General features: G+C 66.7%; 18 protein-coding genes, 1 tRNA gene and 3 pseudogenes. 13 read left to right on the forward strand and 9 right to left on the reverse strand.

Annotation, left to right across the window (positions count from 1 at the left end):
- Window positions 1-608: 608 nt before the first annotated feature.
- Entirely contained in the window at window positions 609-1889 is a 1281-nt protein-coding gene (locus tag DEJ49_RS19750) for a DGQHR domain-containing protein (protein WP_150185347.1), read from the forward strand.
- A gap of 510 nt (window positions 1890-2399) precedes the next feature.
- Here the strand turns inward: DEJ49_RS19750 and DEJ49_RS19755 are convergent.
- From DEJ49_RS19755 to DEJ49_RS19765, 3 genes are all read right to left on the reverse strand, one after another.
- Complete coding sequence (locus DEJ49_RS19755) at window positions 2400-4622, reverse strand: tetratricopeptide repeat protein (RefSeq protein WP_150185348.1); 2223 nt, start codon at window positions 4620-4622, stop codon at window positions 2400-2402.
- Between the two features lie 561 nt (window positions 4623-5183).
- Window positions 5184-5858 carry a YdcF family protein gene (locus DEJ49_RS19760; protein ID WP_150185349.1) on the reverse strand — a complete coding sequence of 225 codons (675 nt, stop codon included), beginning with the start codon at window positions 5856-5858 and terminating at the stop codon, window positions 5184-5186.
- Window positions 5855-6649, reverse strand: coding sequence for a GntR family transcriptional regulator (locus tag DEJ49_RS19765; RefSeq protein WP_150185350.1), 795 nt, complete (start codon window positions 6647-6649; stop codon window positions 5855-5857). The genes DEJ49_RS19760 and DEJ49_RS19765 overlap by 4 nt, the downstream gene beginning before the upstream one ends.
- A 446-nt stretch (window positions 6650-7095) precedes the next feature.
- Between DEJ49_RS19765 and DEJ49_RS19770 the strand changes: the two genes are divergently transcribed.
- The 8 genes and pseudogenes from DEJ49_RS19770 to DEJ49_RS19805 form a co-directional block, all read left to right on the forward strand.
- Complete coding sequence (locus tag DEJ49_RS19770) at window positions 7096-7353, forward strand: DUF6284 family protein (RefSeq protein WP_150185351.1); 258 nt, start codon at window positions 7096-7098, stop codon at window positions 7351-7353.
- Window positions 7353-7640, forward strand: a complete 288-nt coding sequence (locus tag DEJ49_RS19775) for a DUF6303 family protein (protein WP_150185352.1) — start codon at window positions 7353-7355, stop codon at window positions 7638-7640. Before DEJ49_RS19770 ends, DEJ49_RS19775 begins: the two co-directional genes overlap by 1 nt.
- On the forward strand, window positions 7637-8650 hold the full coding sequence (locus tag DEJ49_RS19780; protein WP_150185353.1) for a DUF2637 domain-containing protein: 1014 nt from the start codon (window positions 7637-7639) through the stop codon (window positions 8648-8650). The genes DEJ49_RS19775 and DEJ49_RS19780 overlap by 4 nt, the downstream gene beginning before the upstream one ends.
- A gap of 325 nt (window positions 8651-8975) precedes the next feature.
- The gene (locus DEJ49_RS19785; protein WP_150185354.1) at window positions 8976-9503 is read left to right on the forward strand and encodes a hypothetical protein; all 528 of its coding nucleotides are present in this window, start codon (window positions 8976-8978) and stop codon (window positions 9501-9503) included.
- Window positions 9504-9535: 32 nt separating this feature from the next.
- Window positions 9536-10029, forward strand: a pseudogene (locus DEJ49_RS19790) (hypothetical protein).
- Between the two features lie 18 nt (window positions 10030-10047).
- A complete protein-coding gene (gene traA, locus DEJ49_RS19795) occupies window positions 10048-10584 on the forward strand; it encodes a plasmid transfer protein TraA (protein ID WP_150185355.1) in 537 nt (178 codons plus the stop codon).
- Window positions 10585-10596: 12 nt separating this feature from the next.
- Window positions 10597-12027: pseudogene (locus tag DEJ49_RS19800) on the forward strand (sporulation protein SsgA); the annotation flags it as partial.
- An 11-nt stretch (window positions 12028-12038) separates the two neighbouring features.
- Window positions 12039-13178, forward strand: a pseudogene (locus DEJ49_RS19805) (LacI family DNA-binding transcriptional regulator); the annotation flags it as partial.
- Window positions 13179-13297: 119 nt separating this feature from the next.
- On the opposite strand, the gene DEJ49_RS19810 reads toward DEJ49_RS19805, so the two are convergent.
- The 3 genes from DEJ49_RS19810 to DEJ49_RS19820 form a co-directional block, all read right to left on the reverse strand.
- Window positions 13298-13371 (reverse strand) — tRNA-Pro (locus DEJ49_RS19810).
- 56 nt (window positions 13372-13427) lie between these two features.
- The gene (locus DEJ49_RS19815; protein ID WP_223832907.1) at window positions 13428-14105 is read right to left on the reverse strand and encodes a Pr6Pr family membrane protein; all 678 of its coding nucleotides are present in this window, start codon (window positions 14103-14105) and stop codon (window positions 13428-13430) included.
- A 201-nt stretch (window positions 14106-14306) separates the two neighbouring features.
- Window positions 14307-15233 (reverse strand): metallophosphoesterase, encoded by a 927-nt coding sequence (locus DEJ49_RS19820; RefSeq protein WP_150185356.1) that lies wholly within the window; start codon window positions 15231-15233, stop codon window positions 14307-14309.
- Window positions 15234-15376: 143 nt separating this feature from the next.
- Between DEJ49_RS19820 and DEJ49_RS19825 the strand changes: the two genes are divergently transcribed.
- The gene (locus DEJ49_RS19825) at window positions 15377-15841 is read left to right on the forward strand and encodes a GatB/YqeY domain-containing protein (RefSeq protein ID WP_150185357.1); all 465 of its coding nucleotides are present in this window, start codon (window positions 15377-15379) and stop codon (window positions 15839-15841) included.
- A 100-nt stretch (window positions 15842-15941) separates the two neighbouring features.
- Here DEJ49_RS19825 and DEJ49_RS19830 read toward each other — a convergent pair whose 3' ends face one another.
- Complete coding sequence (locus DEJ49_RS19830) at window positions 15942-18161, reverse strand: transglycosylase domain-containing protein (protein WP_150185358.1); 2220 nt, start codon at window positions 18159-18161, stop codon at window positions 15942-15944.
- A gap of 383 nt (window positions 18162-18544) precedes the next feature.
- Between DEJ49_RS19830 and DEJ49_RS19840 the strand changes: the two genes are divergently transcribed.
- The gene (locus DEJ49_RS19840) at window positions 18545-18889 is read left to right on the forward strand and encodes a WhiB family transcriptional regulator (protein WP_030782081.1); all 345 of its coding nucleotides are present in this window, start codon (window positions 18545-18547) and stop codon (window positions 18887-18889) included.
- A gap of 42 nt (window positions 18890-18931) precedes the next feature.
- Here DEJ49_RS19840 and DEJ49_RS19845 read toward each other — a convergent pair whose 3' ends face one another.
- Together DEJ49_RS19845 and DEJ49_RS19850 are read right to left on the reverse strand one after the other, a co-directional pair.
- Window positions 18932-20317, reverse strand: a complete 1386-nt coding sequence (locus tag DEJ49_RS19845) for an ArsA family ATPase (protein WP_150185359.1) — start codon at window positions 20315-20317, stop codon at window positions 18932-18934.
- Window positions 20314-21294: an ArsA-related P-loop ATPase gene (locus tag DEJ49_RS19850; RefSeq protein WP_150185360.1), complete on the reverse strand. Its 981-nt coding sequence runs from the start codon at window positions 21292-21294 to the stop codon at window positions 20314-20316. The genes DEJ49_RS19845 and DEJ49_RS19850 overlap by 4 nt, the downstream gene beginning before the upstream one ends.
- Window positions 21295-21376: 82 nt before the next feature.
- Between DEJ49_RS19850 and DEJ49_RS19855 the strand changes: the two genes are divergently transcribed.
- Window positions 21377-21538 (forward strand): DUF4177 domain-containing protein, encoded by a 162-nt coding sequence (locus tag DEJ49_RS19855; protein ID WP_003975360.1) that lies wholly within the window; start codon window positions 21377-21379, stop codon window positions 21536-21538.
- A complete protein-coding gene (locus DEJ49_RS19860; protein ID WP_150185361.1) occupies window positions 21535-22005 on the forward strand; it encodes a RidA family protein in 471 nt (156 codons plus the stop codon). Before DEJ49_RS19855 ends, DEJ49_RS19860 begins: the two co-directional genes overlap by 4 nt.
- The last annotated feature ends 75 nt before the right edge of the window (window positions 22006-22080 follow it).

Here is a 22080-nt window from a genome sequence, read left to right on the forward strand (position 1 = left end):
CCACTCAGGGGCCTGATCCACTGAGTGGATCAGGCCCCTGACCTGGTACTTCACTGTCGGGGTGGCGGGATTTGAACCCACGACCTCTTCGTCCCGAATTAGGCCCTGGAAGATTGCCGAATTGGTACCCAGGCCAAAGATGCAGTTCAGGGCATTGGGATGCGTCGGTCTCCGTTGGTGCCTCGGAGTCACCGTCTCGAGATCATCTCCAGGATTTCTCCATGGAGGTATGAGCAGGGGCGCCGGGATTCGCTGCAGCTGTATCCGTGCGCGCCACTCTGCGTCGGGACCTACGGTAGGCGGGCGACTGAGTCCGAGACCTTCGCAGAGCGATTATCCGATCTTGACCCACGAGCGTTCGTGGGCGTATGCGAAACACGAATCAGCACTGCTCAGTGCGCACGCTGGGTGTCGACGGGCTCCCACGGTCCGGAGCGGAGTGGGCGGCGTTCGGGGCCGGCAATGAGACCGCCACCGCTAGCGAAGCCGGCGCCAACGTCTGGGCAGAACCCGAGGGACCTGCTTGTTTGCACAAACATCGCCAGGTCGCTTGGAAACTGTATACGCAAACATCTATGGTGGAGTTACAAACAGCCTGAGGAGGCGGCATGGCGACTGTGCACACGGCGATTCGGGGCAAGATGGGATCGACGCCGTACTACGTGACGACGATGAAGGTGAGTGACCTTGTCCAGGTCGCGCGGCCGGCGAGCGAGCAGGAGGAGTGGGCCACCACCGGGCTGACCGAACGCCTGCAGCGCGAGCTCAACGAGACCCGGGTGCGGACCGAGATTGCGCCGTACCTGGCGAACTCGCCGGACCGGTTCTTCGGAGCCCTCATCGTCCTGCTGGACGCGGACGAGGAGCCGGAGTTCGAGTCCTTCAGCGAGGTGGCAAAGAGCCTCCCGAAGGCGTACCGGTCCACGATGTCGAAGGAGTCCTTCGGTTTCCTGACCATCGAAAGCGGCGATCGCATCATCCTCGACGGGCAGCACCGCTTCGCCGCGCTGCGCGAGGTGGTCATCGGCCGCACGGTCGAGGGCGACCAGGCCAAGTTCGTCTCGGATGATGAGGTGACGATCATCATCGTCCCGCGCATCTCCACCCAGCACACCCGGAAGATCTTCAACAAGGTCAACCGCTACGCGAAGAACACCAGCCGCGGAGACAACATCCTCACCAGCGAGGACGACGGTTTCGCCATCCTCACCCGCCGCCTCGCGGACGACGACGGTCCGCTCGCCGGGAAGAACCACAAGGGCGAGTCGCTGGTCAACTACAAGACCAACACCATCGCCGACCGGAGCGTCCAGCTCACGACCCTCAGCGCCGTCTACGAGACTGTCCGCATCATCGCCGAGCACTACGAGATGGCGGATGCGCTGAACGAGAAGAAGACCCACGTTCGCCCCGCAGAGGACGTCCTGGACCAGGGCTACGAGCACGTACAGGGCTGGTGGACGACCGTCCTGGACGGTATGCCGATGCTCAAGCATGGCCGCGACAACACCAAGGTGCTCCCCGACCTGCGGGCCAAGGACACTGACTACGGGCTGCTGTTCAAGCCTGCCACCCACATCGTGCTGTTCCAGGCGCTCTCCCAGATCATGGAGGCGGACGAAGAGCTGACCCTCAAGGATGCCGTCGAGCGTGCATACAGGGTCGACTGGAAGATCACGAGCCCGCTGTGGCGCGACGTTCTGATCAACTCCGCCTACAACATCCTCACGAAGAAGGAGAACTACAACCTCGCCGCAGACCTGCTGACCTACCTCGTCGTCGGCGACAAGGTGCCTGTCAATGACATCCAGCAGCTGCGCGTCCGTATCGCGGCGGCCCGCGGCGCCGACGAAAAGACTTTCACGCTCCCGGCCCCGCTCTCGAACTGACCGCTACGGGCGACTCAACGATTCCATGGCTTGCAGCCCAGAATGAATCGGGGCTGCAAGCCATCAAAATGCTGTCGCACACATTCACGTGACCTCTACTCAGGTGTCTAAACGATCCATCGGCCGAGACAGCCCGCCCGATGGTACTCCTGAGGGATAGCCCGATCGAAGTGACAGCGCCCCCAACTCCCGGCCGTGCAGTCGTCATCGGAGGTAAAGTCGCGGACCGGGCAGGGGCGTAGGCCAATTCATGGCGTACGCCCCCTGCGGTAAGAGCTGTTCTCGCGGCAACGTGACGAGCTCTCGGCGTTCACGGAAACCTGGTGGAGCCCACGCTCCGGGAGATTAGGAGCATTTGAGCTTCCCTTCAAGGACAACCTTGAAGGGGAAGTGCTCGTAGTTGCTTCGAACGGGACACTGCTTCGGGAATCTGGAACCGCTCAGGTTACTGACTTCCCTCATCACTCGCATTGGTGACCCGTACCATTTGACGGGCTGGCACCACAATCCTTAACGAAGAAGGGACAGTACAGTTTCTGTGGCTCTGGTGAGTGGGTGGTTGGGACCCAGCACATCTTTACATTCAGCAAGGTTCTGGATGAACAGGTGCTTTGCCACAGTACGGTTGCCCGTTTGCAACAACGCCGCAGCGAAGTTATTTCGGGTCAAAATAGTATCAGGATGCAAATAACCCAACACTCTTTCGCGATCCTTCAAGGTTTTTTCAGTCAACTTGAGTCCGCGTCGTTCATTTCCGATCATCGAATAGCTTGCGGCGAGGTTGTTCTGTGCCGCCAGAGTTTCGGGATGACTCTTCCCGAGGAGCTTCTCGCTATCCCTTAGGCACTTCTTTTGTATGTCTAGAGCTTTCCTGTGTTCTCTAGTCTCATGGTAGATTCCACCTAGGGCGCTTTCGATAGAGATGATAAATGGATGGTCTTCGCCTATCGTGGTTATAGCTTCATCCAGGATGGAAGTAGTGATCGTGAGCGATGTGTCGAAGTCCTTCAAGTCGCGATACGCCCGCGCCAGATTTAGGCGGCATACGAGGATTTCGAGGCCCTCGTCCCCAGTCCTCTCACGAGAGGCTATTGTTTCTTTCAGGAGAGGTATGGCCCGTTTCGGCTGTCCAGTCCACATGTAGGCGTAGGCGACGTTGTTTCTTGATGACAACGTGGCTTCATGGTCATTGCCTAGATATTTCTCTGCATCCTTCAGAACGCGATTGACATATGGAAGGGTCTTAGCTGGACCGTCCAGAGAAATGAGTGCAGCGCCGAGAGTGATACGAGCCTGAAGTGTCCGAACATCGACACTACCGAAAAGGCGCGAGAAACCTGTGATCGATCTCTCCAGGAGACGGCGGGCTTCCCCAAACTGTCCTTGGTTGACCAAGAACATTCCTGCTGAACTTAGCACTGAACACAGAACCTCGCAGTCTTCACTGGGCGAGCTGTAATCGGCTAAATGACTGACGTGGGGAATGATGGCTCGCCAGGAAGGCCAATTGCCCGGCTCTAACAGATCACCTGACAGCGCCAATTTGAGATGTCTGAGTGCGATGGAGCGTGCTGACGCTATCAAATTTTTTGAGCGATACTGATCCATAGGGTCTGGAGTGCGTCCGACGGCCTGAACGAGTCGATGTAGGTTAATAGACTGCGACTCAGGATCGATCGAAATCATGCTATGAGCTGCTAGGCGCCCCCTGGCCTTAGTGAGCGCCGGAGCGTCGCTGACTTTATCGACAAGACTTCTAGGGATGGAATTTGGAGCGTACCAGCAGAGAACGTGGAGCAAGAGAGTCGAAACGGGATCATCGGCCAATCGATCCAGGGTAATGTTCCAGACTCGTGCGACCGTTCGATCGGCATGGGTCCCCTCGGGACCGTTTCGGTATGTAGCGGCTGGATGTGTAGCTAGCAACTCCAAGTACTCGTCGGCCGAGATCCCGCTCTCTGCGCAAAATGCTCCTGCTTGCTCGACGGCCAAGGGGAGTTCACCCAACTCGGCGCAAAGCTTAGTAATGGCAACGTCAGATTGCTTCGACTTCGGATTTACTATTGCGGCGAACAGATCCTTCGCTTCGCTCGTTGAGAGTGCCTCAAGGGCGATATCGCTGTCGACGTGATGCCATCCCGTAGTTCTCCTCGAGGTTACTACGATCAGGCCATGCTTCACGCGCGACGTTATGAGGTTAATATCGCTGGGATCCGTTACGTTGTCTAGAACTAGGAGCCAATTCTCGTGGCTTGAAAGCCAGCTGATCGCCCTTTCTGTGAGGGCTTGCTGAGGAAGGGAATTGGCGATGGAAGGCTGGAGGGCGCAAGCGAATTCTGCTAGACCTGCCCTTATTGACGTTTGGCTGTCCGCGGCAATCCACCACGCGGGTTTGTGTGTGACGTCGACTGCCCAGTTTGCAACAAGCGTACTCTTCCCGATTCCGCCCAGGCCATGGATGACAGTAATGCGAGGAGCGTATTGTGAGTTGACCTCTAGATTCAGCTGTTCAATTTCGCGTTCTCTTCCTACAAATAACCTGTTTCGCGGAGGGATGTTAGTTAGTCGTGGTGGTGCGTTCAGGGATTCGACAGGAGTAAGTGCCTCTGGCGATAGAACGGTCAGGTGGGCATCGCCCGTTATTGCTAGGCCGGTTATGGCCCCGGCTGCAATCGAGCGAGTTCCTGATGAGGTGATGTACCCTTCGGGAGTGTTGTTACTGGCGTATGTCATTTTTGGATCCACGGGTTATCGCCCGTAATCGCGAACCCTGAAATGTTCTGAGCAGCTATTGATCGATCGCCTGTAGCGGAAACTTCTACATGAGTGTTTCGGGGCGGGAGCATGGAAGCGATTTCCGCTGTCAGGTCAGGGTTTTCGCGAAGAACCCTCTTAATTTGGTGACGCAAGGCGCCGAGCGTGTCTGGGTCGTTTGGGTCATCGGCGGCTTCTTGCAAAGCGAGGTCGAGCTCCGATTGGTTGCTTCGTTGCCAGACGGCTTGAAGGATTCGGCGACCTACGTTCGCTGTGGCGTCGGCTGCAGCTGTTTCGGCTCTGCTGAGAACAGCGCCCCCGTATGCAGCTATTGCTGCGGTAACGAAAGGGGTTGTTTCGTTTACGAGTTCCGCGATCTCCATAGCTGCCTCTCCCGGTGGATCGCACACACTTGAGGATCGAATGGTCGCATTAGGCGTGACAGGGCCGCAATGCTCCTTGCAGGCGCGGCGCCAGACGAGTGCTGCCGGGGACCGTGGCCTTGATGTCACGGGCCTCTGTTATACGGGCGTCCTCACATCACGCGCCAGGACGGGCAGCAACATCAGCTGGCAGGAGCCGGCTGGTGAAGCCCGCGACGCACAGCCGCTCATAGGCGGCTACGACGGCGTGCGGTACATCCTGCTCGATAGCCAGATCCCACCCCGGGAAGACGAGCACCCGTTGCAGGGCGCCCACGATCATGTCGATCACCATGCGAGCGTCGCCGATGGAGGCGGCGTACTCCTCCAAGCCCATCGGCGTGGAAGCGCACACCACTTCGACCTCTGCCCAGAGCTTCCGCATCATGGCGTACGAGCGCCGCTCTTCATACGGCTTGCTCACGAGCAGGACGGACGAGACCTTGACGTCGGCCTCTGCCAGCACCGTTTTTGAGAACTCGATGTTCTCGCCGGTGTTCGTGGCACGCGGCTCCAGGAGTACGGCAGATTCGGGCACCCCGAGCTGCAGCGCCCGCTCTCGGTAGTGGACAGCCTCACCGCGCGGCATGCGCGCCCGGGTCGTTGGACTGGTGGCCCCCGTGAACACGATGACCGGTGCCATGCCCTGGTGGTACAGCTCCGCCGTCACGTCAGCCACCCCGAGATCGTGACTGCCCAGACCGATGGCCACCGAACAGGGCCGTGGGTCGTGGTGCATGCGGTGGTAGTCCCACAGAAGCCGGGCATCCGCCCATGCCTGTGCCGAGATCATTCCTGCCCCTTCCTGTCGTGCGCTGAGTCCGGAACCTTGAAGTCGTACTCCCACGCGAAGCGGGAAGCCGAGTGGATGCCAACCGCGAACTCGACCACCGTGCCATCTGCCGTGTACGTCGTCCGGTGCAGCTCGACTACAGGCTCACCGAGGGGGAGCTGTAGAAGTTGCACCTCATCTGCCGTCGGGATGCGTGCGAACAGGGCCTCTCTCATGTGGTCGATCTCGTATCCGGCGTCGTAGAGGACCCGGTACCCGCCGCCGCGGCCGGCAGGGCCCGGGGTGGGGTCGACGATGCGCGTCCCCTCGACGTGCTCCGGCCTGTAGTAGCTGGTCAGGGCGTGAGTCGGTTGCGTCCCCTCCTTCACGAGGCGGGCGCGCGCGTACACCTCGGAGCCAACTGGGACGCCAAGCCCCTCCGCGACAAGGCTGTCAGCCTGGACGCGACTCACGGTCTGCGTCTGCTCGTTGCGCTTGTACGCGCGCCCCGATGCAACGCGGTCAGCTATGAACGCAACTTCGTCACCGTCGCGCCACTTCGCCTTGTCGTAACGGGAGATGCCGAGCCGCTTGAGCGGAGCGCGCGGACGCACCACGGTGCCGTGCCCGCGTGTGGACGTCACGAGGCCTTCAGCCTCCAAAGCCTTGTAGGCCTTGTGGACGGTTTCCTTTGAGCCTTCCCCTGCCTCGACTAGGTCTCTGATCTGGGGCAACTGGGCGCCCGGGGCGTACTCGCCGCTCCTGATCTGCTCCGCGAGCCTGTCCGCCAGGTCGCGCCACTTCGGTGCCACGCAGAACTCCTCTCGACGCGAACCAGTGAAGCACAGTCCTAGGACTGCGTGTCATCGTCTTCTCGGGCCGCTCGCAGTCCTAGGGCAGCGGGCCGGAAGGGGTCTTCTTTGGGCTGCCTTCAGGCCGTGCCGGTTCGGGATTGCTCGGCAGGAAGGCGGCTCTGGCCGCACGCCGCGAGCCCCGCGCTGGGTGTTCTTTGACATCGCGAATACGTGGGTTTCTGAGCCGTCTCCCCCGAAGTGACGGCCGCGCGGCTGCAAGACCCCGCACCCACACGTTTCCAACCCCGCGGCGGCCCCGAGTGCCGCGGCCGGTTGCCTCCGCTGCTCGTCTCGCACGAGCAGCCTGAGGGGAGCCGGATCTACCGACTTCAACGGCGTGAGCCCCCGGAGGTGCAACTCCGGGGGCTCTGTTCGGGCCGTTCACCTTGAGAGGACACGACCCAATGAGCGACATCGTCACTGTTCAGGAAGCTGTTACCGCGTTCGCCGACTGGAACGAGCCGACGGATGCGGAGCTGGACGCGATCGACCGCGAGATGCCCGTCATCCTCGCGGACATCGACCTGCTCGACGCGCACATCGCCACCCTCGACCGCACCCCGACCGAGATGGACCAGCGGCGCATCCGCCGGGCCCGGCGTCGGGCGCTGGCCGCGCGGGTGGAGCTGGTCAACTCCGTCGACACCGGCGTGGTGGCCTGATGGAGCGGGAGTTCACGGCGCAGATGTCCGTGTTCAAGGGGCGGTGGCGCCTGTACGTGGTGCTGCTGCACACCACGGAGTGCTGGCCGGAGTTCGGCTTTGACCGTGCTCTGCCGGTGCCGACGTTCACGGAGCGTACGGAGGCACTCAGCGTGCTCGGCTTCGAGCCGGTACCGGGCGCTGAGTGGGTGTGGACCGAGGACAGCGAGACCCACGATGATCCCGCCTCGCCGGTCGTTCTGATCGCCGCGACGCGGGTCCGTTCATGGACGGGGGCGGGTGCGTGAACGCCGTTCAGATCCGTTCAGCCGAGCGCGCGTTGTCGGTCGGTACGTGGCTGATCGTGGCGGGCGCGATGCTCTACTCGATCCTCACCGTCACCCCACTCGCTGCCGCGCACACGCCAGCCAAATGGGCGTGGACGGCGCCGATCCTGCCGACCGTGGTCGATGCGGCCGTGCTGATCGTCATCCGCCTGGATGCCGTACTGGTCCTGCTCGGGGGACACGGCGGCCGGTGGCCGATCGTGCTGCGCTGGATGACCGGCTGCATGACCCTGGCCCTGAACGTCGCGGACTCCGCGCTGCGAAAAGACCTGGTCGGCGTGGCCGTGCATGCAGTCGCCCCGCTTCTACTGATCGTCACCGCTGAGGCAGGGCTCGCCTACCGACGCGCGATCGCCGCGGCCGTGACTGAGCTGGAGACACGGCAGCAGGCACAGCGCGAAGCCCGCGAGCAGGCGGCTGCCGAGCGCCGCGAGACAGCCGTACGGCTGGCCCGCGAGGAGCGCGAGCACGCGGCGCTGCTGGTGCGTGAACAGCGTGAACACGAAGCCCGCCTGATCCGCGAGCAGACACAGCGCGAGGACCGGGCCCGCCGCGAGGAATGGGAGCAGGCCGCAGCCCGCGAGCAGGCAGAGCGGGAGGCGCGTGAACGCGCCGAGCGCGAGCGTGAACAGCAGGCGCGAGAGCGTGAACGCCGTGAGCGCGAGGCCGCCGAGCGAGCCGAGCGGGAGCGGGCCGCCCGTGCGGAGCGTGAACGCCGTGAACAGGCCGAACGGCAGGCCCGCGCCGAGCGTGAACGCGCCGCCCTGCTGGCCGCCGGGCCCGCTGCCGAGAAGTTCCCCGAGGACCGTGCACGGGCGACCGTGCAGGCCGCGTTCGAGACGGGGCTGTCGGTCCGGTCCGCTGCTGAGCTGTGCGGCTGGTCGGTCGGCTGGGTGTCCACCCGCTATCAGGAGCTTCGCGACGCCGGCCACCTTGGCCGCGAGTACGGGTCGGTTGAGGTGGTGGCATGACCTCCCGGAACAAGCACCGCCGGCCGGTGGGGGACGTGCTCCCGGGCATGGCGGACCGCGTCACGGGTCGGCCGCCGAAGGCGGAAACCGAGCCGGAAGCGCTGACCTTGGATGAGGCGATAGCCCGCTCGTTCGCCATCTACGATCGCGTCCTGGCCGCGTTCCCGGTCGTCCCCAAGATCGGTCTGTTCTCCGGCGGCAACGACTCCGTGGTGGTCAACCACCTCTTCCGCCATCGCATGGACGCGATAGCCCACGTCAACACCGGTACCGGCATCCCAGAGACCACCCAACACGTTCGCGCAACGTCGTCTACCTGGGCGGCATGCGCTGGGCCGAGACCGATCGGCGCTTTCGCAACGCCGAAGAGGTCGACCGCGAGGGTGCCCTGCTCTGGGTCTCCCCGATCGTGCACTGGACCGACGCCCACATGCGCGAATACCGCGACCGCTACCGCTGCACCATCCCGCACCAGCACGCCGACCACATGCTGTGCACCCCGAACGCGCTGCCGCTGAACGAGGTCACCGTTCACCTGCACATGTCCGGGGAGTGCCTGTGCGGAGCATTCGCCAAGCCCGACGAACTCGATGAGATCGAGTTCTTCTACCCTCACGCTGCCCAGCCGCTACGGGAGTTGGAGCGCGAGGCCGAAGCCGGGGGTCTGACCGCGTGCAAGTGGGGCCAGCGCCCGCCCGGCTCCCGACGGCGCCGCCCAGCCGGGCGGCTGTGCGGCAAGTGCGAGGCCATCGAGGGACAAGCCGATCTGCTCGCCGAATGGCGCGAGTCAGGCCTGATCACCCCCAGCCAGTTCGACACCCTCACCCGCACCGACGAACAGCGCGCCGCCTGACCACTCACCCACACCTCTCCGGGAGTTCTGCTGTGTCCAGCCGTACCCGTTCCCGTGGTCTGAAGACGGCCGCGGGCGTCCACACCGTCCACATCCCGCGGCAGCGCGGGCGCCGCTCGCAGCCGTTCGTGGTCGTCGTCCCCGAGCACCCCTCGCTGACCCGCGAAGCGTTCGGCTTCCTGGGCCGCACGCTGTGGCGCTTCCGCACCGCTCTGGCCCCCACCGGCCTGGCCCTGCTGGCGTGGCCGCTGACGGCGATCCTGCATGCGATCGCCTGGTGGTCCGGCCTGCTGCTCGCCCCGGTCGCCGCGGCGCCGCTGCTGTGGCTGAGCTTCATGCAGCGCCGCCGCCCGCCCGCACGTCGGTGCTGGCCTGGCGCGTCGGCCTTGCCGTCCTGACCAGCGCCGCCCTCGGTTGGGCGGCACTCGCTGCCGGGTTCGGGCCGCTTACGGGCCCGCTTCCGTTGATCTGGCTCCTGTCCTGGCTGGTCGCTCAGACCGCCTGGCTCGTCGTCCGCTCCCGCTGACCGAAGGGAAACCGCCTGATGGCAAATGTCGCTGCCGCTCCCGCTGCCGGGGCCAACGGCTCGCAGGCCAAGAACGCGATGAACACCAAGAACTTCGGCGCATCGTTCGCGCCGGGCTTCACCATCAACGTCAACGCGGGCAACAAGACCAACACCGGCGCCCCCGCCTTCAACGGCGGCGGAGGCGGGCACGGGGGCTCCCAGTCCCTGCTCCCGCCCCCGGAGTTCGGCTCCCCGGCGCAGGTGCGCAACTACTGCAACACCCTGCGGGCCGCCGGGGTGACCCTGTCCATCGAGGTCGCTATGGCCGCCGAGATCCTCAACGGCGTGCTCGCCGCCGTGCCGGACCCGGAGGGCCGCCTGGGCGGCTCGCGGGCCCGCGCCCGGAAGGTGACCCGCAAGATGCAGAAGTCCGCGGACGCCCTGCGGGACGCGGCGAAGAACGCCGCGGCCTGCTACTCGACCTTCCAGCAGCAGTACGAGGAAGAGATCAATCGCGTCCGTCACCGCGCCCGCAGGCCGCAGCAGCCGGTCATCAACTGGGCCCAGCAGTAAGGAGGTTGCCCGATGGCTGAGCGCAACACACAGCAGCAGCTTGCCGAGCTGCTCGAAGTCCAATTGCAGGGCAGCTCGGACGCCGGCGGAGTGGGCAAGTACCTGCTCCACCGGGCCAAGCCGCACATCCCGCCGTGGCTGGGCTGGGCCGGTACCGGCCTGGCCGGAGTCCTGGGCCACCTACGGTGGGCCGAAAGCACGGGGGCCGCCGTAGGCCTGACCCTGGGGTCGGTGGCCTTGACCGGCGCCACCCGGCTGATCGGCAAGAACACCAGCCAGCAGCGGCGCCTGCACTCAGCCATCACCGTGGCCGCGGGCTCCGCCTGGATCACTGCGGCCTGCCTCGCCGGACCAACCGCCGGGCCGATCGACGACCTGTACCTGATGGGCGGGCCGGTCATCGCGCTGTCGTGGAACGTGCGGATGGTGCTGCGGCACAACCCGGACCCGGCCGGTGAAGGCTCCGACAAGGGCTTGATGGAGAAGATCGGACTCGCCCGGGCGCAGATCGGCGCCGCGAAGGTGGAGCCCAACCGCGTCACCGCACCGGTCGCACTGGAAGCCGGTACGCAGACCAACGACGACATGACCAAGGCGCTCGGAAACATCGCCTCCGCCCTGGACCTGCCGACGTCCGCCGTCCGGTACACCCCGGACCCGGGCTCGGCCCGGCGCGGGGAACTGGTCATCGTGCCGGAAGACATGCTGGCCGAAGTCGTCGAGTGGGCAGGTCCCTCCAACCTGGGGGGTTCGATCGCCGAGCCGCTGGTCATCGGCCGCTACGACGACGGCGCCGCGCTGGTGATGTGGCTTCCGGGTGACCCGGACGCGGGTCGCAACTCCACGCACGGGCTGATCGCTGGCGGGACCGGTTCCGGCAAGGGCGATGCCGCCCTGAACCTGCTCACGGAGATCCTCTCCCGACGGGACGTCATCGTCTGGTTCTCCGACCCGAAAGCCTTCCAGGACTTCAACACCCTGCGTCCCGGCATGGACTGGGGTGTCGAAGGCGGCACTCAGACGGAGGTCATGGTGGCCGCTGTCGAGGCGGTCATCCCGGCGCGCACGCGGTGGCTGGGTGCCCACGGCTACCGGCAGTGGGTGCCTGCCGCAGCCGAGCGGCAGAACAGTGCTGAACACACGTGCCGCTCTGACGGGCGGGCGTGTGGCTGTGAGGGGATGCCATTTCTCGTGACCTGGTTCGAGGAGGCCGCCAACACCCTCCGGACCCTGGGGGATGACGCGTTCACCGGTATCGCCCAAGAGGCCCGGTCCGCGGGAATCTCGCTGATCGTGTCGCTGCAGCGACCCTCCTACGACCAGATGTCCACCTCCACCCGCGCCTCCCTCCCGTCCGTGATCGCGCTCGGCTGTGATGCGCGCGATGAGGGGTTCTCCCTGCCGGATGAGGTGCTGGCCGCGGGCGCGCACCCCGGGGTGTGGGCGCCGTTCCCTACGCGGCCACCAGCGTCAAGACATGGCGGGCGACCCTGCACCTGATCCTTGCCGACGCCGTCGACGAGGGCCTGCGTGATTCCAACCCGGCAACCAAGCGGCGCGGACGAGGGAAGCGCGCCGGCCGCTCCCGCAACCGTGGCCCGGAGAAGGCGGTCACCACAGCACTCGGCATTCTGCTCCTCGCCGAGCGGATGGCGCTGCTGTCCGGCCGGGACGATGAGTTCGTTGGCGGCATCCTCAAGGGCTAAACAGGAATGCGTTGGGGCGAGGTCGTTGGCCTTGAGACCGAGTTCGTCCGGCCCAAGGGCATTCGCGTGGAGTGGCAGCTCTACGAGCTGGATACCGGCGAACTGCACCGTTGCCCGCCCAAGGACGACTCCTATCGGGACATCGACACCCCGGATTTTCTTGCCAGACTGGTTGCGGGCCACATCGCCCGGACGAAACCGAAGCCCTGCGAGTGTCACGGACTGGCCTACGTCTTTCGTGGTCACGGTGCCGCCAACGGCTCTGCGAGCCGCCCGGGAGCGAAGCTGGTCGACGTGGCTCGCCGCGCCGGCGTCTCGACAGGGACGGTCTCGAACGTCCTCAACCGCCCGGACGCCGTGGCGGAGTCGACTCGGGTGAAGGTGCTGGAGGCCATCACCGGTCTCGGCTACGTCCGTAACGCGGCATCGGGGGAGTTGGCCGCACACTGGCGGCGCTCGGGCTTCGCCACGTGGCTCTTTCGACCTGCCGCCACCGGACGGTACCCCGGACGCGGCAATCAGGAAGAGCACCTAGTGCCGGTAGTCGCTGAGCCATGGCCCGGGATTCCGGCACGTGGGCGAGGGGCGTCCAAGCGGGCTGAGGCGTGCTGGGTGCCGATCGCTCCCGGCCTGACGCCGCACGGGCTACGCCATACGCACAATACCCTGATGAGAGAGGCAGGGACCCCGCCCAAACTGATGGACGAGCGCATGGGCCACGAGGACGGCTCGGTGCAGTCCCGCTACGACCACATCACGCCCGGGATGCGGCAGGCACTGATGAACGCGCTCACCGGGATGTGGGAGGAGGCGTTGGACGCACGCCGAGCGATGAGCCCCGGCTCGCCCGTGGCTGCTCTGGATGCACTGCTGAGGGCTCGCGGGTAGGGCGCTGGTCTGGAGACGATTTCCAAGATCTTCTCCAGGATTTCTCCAGAGAGCCTCTGGAGAACAGTTCAGGGCCGGTGCTGATCTCTCAGCACCGGCCCTGAACTGGTGTTTCTCTGTCGGGGTGGCGGGATTTGAACCCACGACCTCTTCGTCCCGAACGAAGCGCGCTGCCAAGCTGCGCTACACCCCGATGTCGTTGTTCCACTGGCCTGGCCTCTCGGGCAGGTCGTGGCGACATCGATTACTTTAGCGGACCGGCGGCCGGAGACGAAATCCGGTTTTCGGAGGGCCGCTCCCAGGGGCCCGCGGGACCGGGCGGACGCGGTCGAGGCCGACGATCAGGAGGGCCAAGGCGTAGAAGGCGAGGCCGAAGATCACGGCGTTGCGGAGGACTCCCGCGTAGCCGTGCAGGTCCACGTCGAGGAACGGGTAGGGGTAGCGGGCGGTCGGGCCGGGGGACATGAGGGCGCCGCGGGTCAGGGCGAAGGCCAGGTAGGCCAAGGGGTAGAGCAACCACAGGGCCGCGTGGCGGGGGCGGAGGCCGCCCGGCCTGGTGAACAGGAGCCAGTCCAGGGCCACGCCGATCGGCGTCACCGTGTGCAGGAGGTGGTTGGACGCCGAGTGCCAGCTCGAGAGCGCCGCGGCGCCCTCCGTCATCGAGAAGCCGCTCGCCTCGTCGGCCAGGACGAAGTGGTAGACGAGGCCCGTGATCGTGATGAAGAGCAGTGTGGCTGCGGACAGCCATGGGGCGGGGGGCGGCCGGCCCTTCCCCGAGCGCCATGCGGAGAGTCCCAGCACCACCGCCACCAGCACATTGCTCTGGACCGTGAAGTAGCTGAGGACGCGCAGCGGGTCCCCGATGACCAGGTCGATGACGATCCCGGTCACCGCGGCCAGCACGATCAGCGCACGGAAGGCGGCCACGAAGGGGCGCCGGGTCGGGGGTACGACTGCCTCTGCCGGGACGCCGGCACTCCCGCGGGCTCCGTTCGTACCGCTCGTACCCCTGCCCCTGTCCTTGTTCCTGTTCCTGTCCCTGTTCCTTGGAGAAGTCGGCGCGATCATGCTTCCACCGTAAGCACGACCGCCGGAAGCATGCCTTCCGTGTGTGCGGCCGGGACCGACTCAGTCCCGCGCCGTCAGCGTCAGCAGCGTCGCCTCCGGCGGGCACGCGAACCGCATCGGGGTGTAGCGGTTCGCCCCGCACCCCGCCGACACGTGGAGGTACGACGTCCGGCCCTCGGACTCGTGCCGGGAGAGGCCCTTCACGCGGTCCGTGTCCAGGTCGCAGTTGGTGACGAGGGCGCCGTAGAAGGGGATGCAGAGCTGCCCGCCGTGCGTGTGCCCCGCGAGGATCAGCGGGTACCCGTCGGCCGTGAAGGCGTCCAGCGACCGCAGGTACGGCGCGTGCACGATGCCCATCGAGAAGTCCGCGCCCGCCTCCGGACCGCCCGCAACCTCCGCGTACCGGTCCCGCTTGATGTGCGGGTCGTCCACGCCCGTGAACGCGATCTCGTAGCCGTCGATCTTCAGCGAACCCCGCGTGTTCGTGAGGTTCACCCAGCCCGCCGCGTCGAAACCGTCGCGCAGGCCCTCCCACGGGTTGCGGGGTACGCCCACGGCCGGCGCGTTGCCGTTCAGGCCGTGCCTGCCCTGCACCTTCTCGATCAGGTAGCGGCCGGGGTTGCGCGGCATGGGGCCGTAGTAGTCGTTGGAACCGAAGACGTACGCCCCGGGGAACTCCATCAGCGGCCCGAGCGCGTCCAGCGTCTCCGGGACGCCCTCCGGGTCGGACAGGTTGTCACCCGTGTTGATCACGATGTCGGGCCGCAGGCCCGCCAGCGAACGCAGCCACCGCTGCTTCTTGCGCTGCCCGGACACCATGTGGATGTCGGAGACCTGGAGGACCCGCAGGGATCGCATCCCCGGCGGCAGCACGGGCACCGTGACCCGCCTCAGCCGGAAGGAACGGGGCTCAATGCCCACCGAATAGGCGAGACCGGCCGCGGCCGTCGCCGTGATGCCCAGGGGTACTGCGTATCGCGCGCGCATCACCCCATCGTCTCAGACCCGGGCAGTGACTCCGGAAGTGCGGCCCGCGAGGCGGTACCGGAGCAACCGGCCCGCGCCCCAAGGGAATCGGCCCCCGCTAAATCCGTGCGCGGAGAATCGTCCGCACCTGCCACAATCAACGCATGACCACGCTCAAGTCGAAGCTGCACGAAGACCTCACCGCCGCGATCCGGGGGCGCGACGAGCTGCGCTCCTCGACGCTCCGGCTGACCCTCACCGCGATCACGAAGGAGGAGGTCGCGGGCAAGACGGCCCGTGAGCTCTCCGACGACGAGGTGCAGAAGGTGATCGCCCGCGAGGCCAAGAAGCGCCGTGAGGCGGCGGAGGCCTTCGCCGAGGGCGGCCGTGCCGAGCAGGCGGCGAAGGAGAAGGCGGAGGGCGAGATCCTCGCCGAGTACCTGCCGAAGCAGCTCTCCGACGACGAGCTCCAGGACATCGTCGCCCAGGCCGTCGCCGAGGCCAAGGCCGCCGGCGCCGAGGGGCCGCGTGCCATGGGCCAGGTCATGAAGATCGTGAACCCGAAGGTCGCGGGCCTGGCCGAGGGCGGCCGCGTCGCCGCCACGGTGAAGAAGCTCCTCGCGGGCTGAGTCCCCACCCGGTACGACGACGAGGGCGCCCCCTGCCTCAGGGGGCGCCCTCATCCACGTACAGACCTCACGTCACCCGGACCCCGTGGGCCGGCCGGAGCTACCGCCGCCAGCCGTCAGGGAAGGAGATGTCGGGCCAAGGGTTCCCGCCACCGCCACCGCCACCGTGGCCGCCACCGCCGCCACCGCCGCCACCGCCAGGCTTGCCGTCGTCGTGGCCACCGCCACCACCGCCCCCGTGGTCCTCGTCCCGGTCCTTGTCCCCGCCGGGGATGTGGACGGTCTGGAAGTTCGGCGCCGGCTTGCCCGCGAGCGCGCCGCTCATCGCGTCGCGCCAGATCGGACCCGGCACCTCGCCACCGAAGACCTTGCCGTAGGGGACGCCGCCGATGGTGATGTCGACCATGCGCCGCTTGTGCATCGGGTCGCCGACCCAGACCGCGCCCGACAGGTTCGGGGTGTAGCCCACGAACCAGGCGGCGTAGCGGTAGTCCGTCGTACCCGTCTTGCCCGCGCTCGCGCGGGAGCCGAGACCGGCCTGCTTGCCCGTACCGTCCTCGACCACGCCCTTGAGGAGCGTGTTGATGGTGTCGGCGGTCCGCTCCGACATCGCGCGCGAGCACGTCGACTTCGGCACCGGCAGCGACTTGCCGGCGAGCGTGGCGATCGACTCGATGGCGATCGGCGTGCAGTACGTGCCGCGCGAGGCGAACGTCGCGTACGCGCCCGCCATCGTCAGCGGCGACATCTCCTGCGTGCCCAGGGCGATCGACGGCGCCTGGTCCATCTTCTTGCCGTCGGCGCGCTCGACGCCCATCTTGGCGGCCAGCTCCGTCACCGGGCAGATGCCGATGTCGCCGATGAGCTGCACGTAGTAGGTGTTGACCGACTTCGCGGTCGCTTCCCGCATGCCGTACGGACCGACCTCGGTCTCGTTCTCGTTGGTCAGCTTGTCACCGCCCGAGTTCACCCACTGCTTGCCGCCGCAGGCGGACACCCGCTGCGGGTACGGCATCTCGTACGGGGACGAGTAGGTCTGCCCCGCCGACTTGCCGCCCTCCAGGGCCGCCGCCGCGACGATCGGCTTGAACGTCGAACCGGGCTGGTAGCCCGCGCCGCCGCCCATGGAGTCGTCCACGGAGAGGTTGATCGTGGTCTCGTCCTTCTTGAAGCCGTAAGGACGCGACTGGCCCATGCCGCGGATCTTGCCGGTGCCCGGCTCGACGATGGCGGCGGCGGTCGCCACGTCGTCGGTCTTGTTCACGTGATTCTTGATCGACGCCTGCACGGAGTCCTGCGCCTGCGGGTCCATGGTCGTGCGGACCTTGAGGCCGCCCCGGTTCCAGACCTTGGCCCGGTCCTCCTTCGTCTTGCCGAAGACCGGGTCGTTGAGGAACACCTCGCGCACGTAGTCACAGAAGAAGCCGGCGCCGCGGACGGAGGTGATGCAGCCGTTCTTCGGGCGGCTCACGTTCAGCCCGAGGTCGGTCTTCTTGGCCTCGTCGGCCTCCCCCTGCGTGATGTCGTGCGTCTCGGCCATGCGCTGGAGCACGACGTTGCGTCGCTTCGTGGCCTCGGCGGCGTCGTTCACCGGGTCGTACCGGCTCGGCGACTGCACGATCCCGGCGAGGAGCGCGGCCTCCTGGACCTTCAGGTCCTTGGCGTGCTTGGAGAAGTACCGCTGGGAGGCGGCCTCGATGCCGTACGCCTGCTGCCCGAAGTAGGTGATGTTCAGGTAGTTCTTGAGGATCCGCTTCTTGCCGAGCTCCTCCTCGACCTGGATCGCGTACTTCAGCTCGCGGACCTTGCGGCCGATCGTCTGCTGCGTGGCCTCGGCGACCTTCGTCGGATCGTCGCCGGCTTCCTCCACGAATACGTTCTTCACGTACTGCTGCGTGAGCGTGGACGCGCCCTGCGAGACCCCGCCGCTCTGCGCGTTCTGGTTGAGCGCGCGCAGGATGCCCTTGAGGTCGACGGCGCCGTGCTCGTAGAAACGGGCGTCCTCGATCGCGACGATCGCCTTCTGCATGTACGGCGAGATGTTCTTGAGCGGGACGACCGTGCGGTCACGCGAGTAGACCGTGGCGATCGGCCCGCCCTGGTTGTCCAGGATGGTGGTGCGCTGACTGAGCGGCGGCTGCTTCAAGTTGGCGGGGATCTCGTCGAACCCCTCGACCGAGCCCTTGGCCGCCAGGCCCAGTGCCCCGAAGGCGGGCAGGGCGATCCCGGCGAGCACCGCACCCGCCAGAACGCTGACTCCGAGGAACTTCGCGGCCTGCTGAGTAGGTGACAGACCACCGCCCGAGCGCTTCTTTCCCATGAGGGCAGCCTACGTTCTGATTCGCCGGACACGCCTTAATGCCTTGGCCTAAGCTGCTCCCAACTGTCACAGCAGAGCGGTTCGGCACCAAGGCCTGGTCGCTCCGAAATCCGACGGAATCATGTCCGAATTCGCCTTATGTGGCGCCCGGCGTCCGTTGTGACTCAACTGAACTGTCCCGGAATGCCGGGTTCCTCACGGATGTCGCCCGCTCACTCCGTCGGGTGATCTGCCGCTTACGCATAGTCCGTTCGGGCCATTCAAGATTGGGCCCGAAGGGGGTGTTGCGCTGTGCCCACCTTCCGTAACGTCCTCAACTGGCGGCGGTGCATATGCCGCTGCCGCCGTGGGGGAGCCTCGATTCGGGAGAGGACGGCGCCGGTATGGGCTGGGTAACCGACTGGAGTGCGCAGGCGGCCTGCCGCACTACCGATCCGGATGAACTGTTCGTTCAAGGAGCAGCGCAGAACAGGGCCAAGGCGGTGTGCACCGGATGTCCGGTGCGGACCGAGTGCCTGGCCGACGCGCTGGACAATCGCGTCGAGTTCGGCGTGTGGGGTGGCATGACGGAGCGAGAGCGCCGCGCACTGCTGCGCAGGCGTCCCACCGTCACCTCATGGCGCAGGCTCCTGGAGACAGCGCGCTCCGAGTACGAGCGCGGCGCGGGCCTGCTGCCCGTGGACTTGGAGGACGAGGAGACGTACGAGAGCTACGCGGCGGTCGGGTAGACCGCGCAACCGGGCGTCCGGGCCGATGAACCCCACGTTCCGTCAGCCCGCCAGCCGGTCCCCTACGGCCCGGAGCCCCGCAAGGTCATGCACATCTCCGGGGAGCGCGGCCACTTCGGCCACCGCCACCTCGGGGTGGAGCGCGGTGAAGCGGTCACGCGTGCGCTGCTCACGGTCGAGCAGCTGCATGCGCTCCGCGTGCAGCCGCAACAGTCCAGCGGTCAGTTCCTCGACGGACGGGTCGGGGTGCGCAGACGGGTCGGGGACCCGGGAGGGATCGTCGGAGTCCCCGGAGGGATCGGGGTCCTCGGACGGCGTGGAGTTCGCTGAGTCGGACGGCGCGGGATTCTCTGAAGTCGCGTCATTCTCGGGGGAGTTACGAACAGCTACCTTCCCGTCCTCCTGATCCACAATGCCGCTCTCCTCAAGATTTTCCGCGGCGGCCAGCGCCCGCTCGGCCGACAGCTGGGCGGCGCCGCTGCCGTGCACCCGGTTCAGCACGAGCCCCGCGAGCGGCATGTCGTCCGCGGCGAGGCGCTCCACGAAGTACGCCGCCTCCCGCAGCGCGTCCCGCTCCGGCGACGCGACCACAAGGAACGCCGTGCCGGGCGCCTGCAGCAGCCGGTACGTGGCATCGGCGCGCGTACGGAACCCGCCGAACATGCTGTCCATGGCCGTCACGAACATCTGCACGTCACGCAGGAGCTGACCGCCGAGCAGCTTGCCGAGGGCCCCCGTCATCATCGACATGCCGGCGTTCAGGAACTTCATCCCGGCCCGGCCGCCCACCTTCGCCGGCGCCATCAGGAGCCGGATCAGCTTCCCGTCCAGGAAGGACCCGAGGCGCTTGGGCGCGTCGAGGAAGTCCAGGGCCGAGCGCGACGGCGGCGTGTCCACGACGATCAGATCCCACTCGTCCCGGGACCGCAGCTGCCCCAGCTTCTCCATCGCCATGTACTCCTGCGTGCCGGCGAAGCCCGCGGAGAGCGACTGGTAGAAGGGGTTGTTGAGGATCGCCTTCGCGCGCTCCTTGTCCGTGTGCGCCTCGACGATCTCGTCGAAGGTGCGCTTCATGTCGAGCATCATGGCGTGCAGCTCGCCGGCCGCCTCGGAGCCATCGGCCCTCTCGACCGGCTCGATGGCCTTGACCTGGCGCGGGACGTTGTCGAGCGAGTCGATGCCCATGGACTGGGCGAGCCTGCGCGCCGGGTCGATCGTGAGCACGACGACCTTGCGGCCCCGCTCCGCCGCACGCAGCCCGATGGCCGCGGCCGTGGTCGTCTTGCCGACGCCTCCGGAGCCGCAGCAGACCACGATCCGGGTCTTCGGATCGTCGATCAGGGCGTCCACGTCGAGCGTGCGTTCGGGGGCCAGGGTGCGTGCGGGCTCCTGGGGCGTCCGGTCGCTGGTCGTGCGGTCCCTGGTCATGAGATCCCTTGCTTCCGCAGTGCCGTGGCGAGCTCGTACAGGCCCGCGAGGTCCATGCCGCCCGCGCGCAGCGGGAGTTCGTGCAGGGGCTGACCGAACTCGGTCAGCTGGGCGCGCTGGTCGCGCTCCAGGGCGTACCGCTCGGCGTACTCCGCGGCCTGCTCCAGGAGCGGGTCGACGAGCCGCTCCGCGCCCCCACCCCGCCGCGCCCCGCCGAGCCCGGCGGCGGACAGCGTCTTGGCGATGGCCGTACGGGGCGTGCGGTCGAGGACCGGTTCCAGGGAGGCGTCGCCCAGCAGGGCAGGGCGCACCATGTTGACGATGACGCGGCCCACGGGCAGCTGCGCGGCCCGCAGCTCGGCGATCCCGTCCGCCGTCTCCTGGACGGGCATCTCCTCGAGCAGCGTCACGAGGTGGACGGCCGTCTCCGGGGACTTCAGGACCCGCATGACGGCCTGCGCCTGATTGTGTATCGGCCCGATCTTCGCGAGCCCGGCGACCTCGTCGTTCACGTTCAGGAAGCGCGTGATGCGACCGGTCGGCGGGGCGTCCATGACGACGCAGTCGTACGTGTACCGCCCGCGCTTGTCCTTGCGGCGCACGGCCTCACAGGCCTTGCCGGTCAGCAGCACGTCCCGGAGTCCGGGCGCGATGGTGGTCGCGAAGTCGATGGCCCCGAGCTTCTTTAGGGCGCGTCCCGCTCCCCCCAGTTTGTAGAACATCTGGAGGTAGTCGAGCAGCGCGAGCTCGGGGTCGATGGCGAGGGCGTACACCTCCCCGCCCCCGGGAGCGACGGCGATCTTCCGCTCCTCATAGGGCAGCGCTTCGGTTTCGAAGAGCTGCGCGATGCCCTGCCTGCCCTCGACCTCCACGAGGAGGGTGCGTTTGCCCTCCGTCGCGAGGGCGAGCGCGAGGGCCGCGGCCACCGTGGTCTTGCCGGTACCGCCCTTGCCACTGACGACCTGGAGCCTGCTCACCCTTCCGAGCCTAACCAGTCGTCGCCCGGACCACGCAGGAGCCCACCCTGAGCAGCCCCTCACAGCGACTACAGTCGGCCATATGACCAAGTGGGAATACGCAACCGTGCCTCTGCTCGTCCACGCCACGAAGCAGATTCTGGACACCTGGGGCGAGGACGGCTGGGAGCTGGTCCAGGTCGTGCCCGGGCCGAACAACCCCGAGCAGCTCGTGGCCTACCTGAAGCGGGAGAAGCAGGCATGAGCGGGGCAGTCGAGGCCCGCCTCGCCGAGCTCGGACTGACGCTGCCGGAGGTCGTGCCGCCGCTGGCGTCCTACCAGCCGGCCGTCCAGTCCGGCGTGTACGTCTACACCGCGGGCCAGCTCCCGATGGTGGACGGCAAGCTCGCCGTGACCGGCAAGGTCGGCGCCGAGGTGACTCCGGAGGAGGCCAAGGACCTGGCCCGCACCTGCGCGCTGAACGGCCTTGCCGCGATCAAGTCGGTCGCCGGTGACCTGGACCGCATCGCGCGCGTCGTGAAGGTCGTCGGGTTCGTCGCGTCGGCCACGGACTTCACGGGCCAGCCCGGCGTGATCAACGGCGCGAGCGAGCTCCTCGGCGAGGTCCTCGGGGACAAGGGCGTGCATGCCCGCAGCGCCGTCGGCGTCGCCGTGCTGCCGCTGGACGCTCCGGTCGAGGTCGAGTTCCAGGTGGAACTGACCGAGGCGTGAACCGAGGCGCAAAACGTTTCCTTCGGAGTGGCCGTTCTCACCAAACGGCTCTCCGTAGGCACCGATTGTTGCCTC

Source organism: Streptomyces venezuelae (assembly GCF_008642335.1).
In the GTDB taxonomy this organism is placed as follows: Bacteria; Actinomycetota; Actinomycetes; order Streptomycetales; family Streptomycetaceae; genus Streptomyces; species Streptomyces venezuelae_F.

Bases quoted from the DNA above. Each gene is read 5' to 3' on its own strand.
- DEJ49_RS19770 (WP_150185351.1), top strand. From the start codon at position 7,096: ATGAGCGACATCGTCACTGTTCAGGAAGCTGTTACCGCGTTCGCCGAC.
- traA (WP_150185355.1), top strand. From the start codon at position 10,048: ATGGCAAATGTCGCTGCCGCTCCCGCTGCCGGGGCCAACGGCTCGCAG.
- DEJ49_RS19785 (WP_150185354.1), top strand. From the start codon at position 8,976: ATGCGCTGGGCCGAGACCGATCGGCGCTTTCGCAACGCCGAAGAGGTC.
- DEJ49_RS19840 (WP_030782081.1), top strand. From the start codon at position 18,545: ATGGGCTGGGTAACCGACTGGAGTGCGCAGGCGGCCTGCCGCACTACC.
- DEJ49_RS19860 (WP_150185361.1), top strand. From the start codon at position 21,535: ATGAGCGGGGCAGTCGAGGCCCGCCTCGCCGAGCTCGGACTGACGCTG.
- DEJ49_RS19830 (WP_150185358.1), bottom strand. From the start codon at position 18,161: ATGGGAAAGAAGCGCTCGGGCGGTGGTCTGTCACCTACTCAGCAGGCC.
- DEJ49_RS19855 (WP_003975360.1), top strand. From the start codon at position 21,377: ATGACCAAGTGGGAATACGCAACCGTGCCTCTGCTCGTCCACGCCACG.
- DEJ49_RS19775 (WP_150185352.1), top strand. From the start codon at position 7,353: ATGGAGCGGGAGTTCACGGCGCAGATGTCCGTGTTCAAGGGGCGGTGG.
- DEJ49_RS19750 (WP_150185347.1), top strand. From the start codon at position 609: ATGGCGACTGTGCACACGGCGATTCGGGGCAAGATGGGATCGACGCCG.
- DEJ49_RS19760 (WP_150185349.1), bottom strand. From the start codon at position 5,858: ATGATCTCGGCACAGGCATGGGCGGATGCCCGGCTTCTGTGGGACTAC.
- DEJ49_RS19820 (WP_150185356.1), bottom strand. From the start codon at position 15,233: ATGCGCGCGCGATACGCAGTACCCCTGGGCATCACGGCGACGGCCGCG.
- DEJ49_RS19825 (WP_150185357.1), top strand. From the start codon at position 15,377: ATGACCACGCTCAAGTCGAAGCTGCACGAAGACCTCACCGCCGCGATC.
- DEJ49_RS19755 (WP_150185348.1), bottom strand. From the start codon at position 4,622: ATGACATACGCCAGTAACAACACTCCCGAAGGGTACATCACCTCATCA.
- DEJ49_RS19845 (WP_150185359.1), bottom strand. From the start codon at position 20,317: ATGACCAGGGACCGCACGACCAGCGACCGGACGCCCCAGGAGCCCGCA.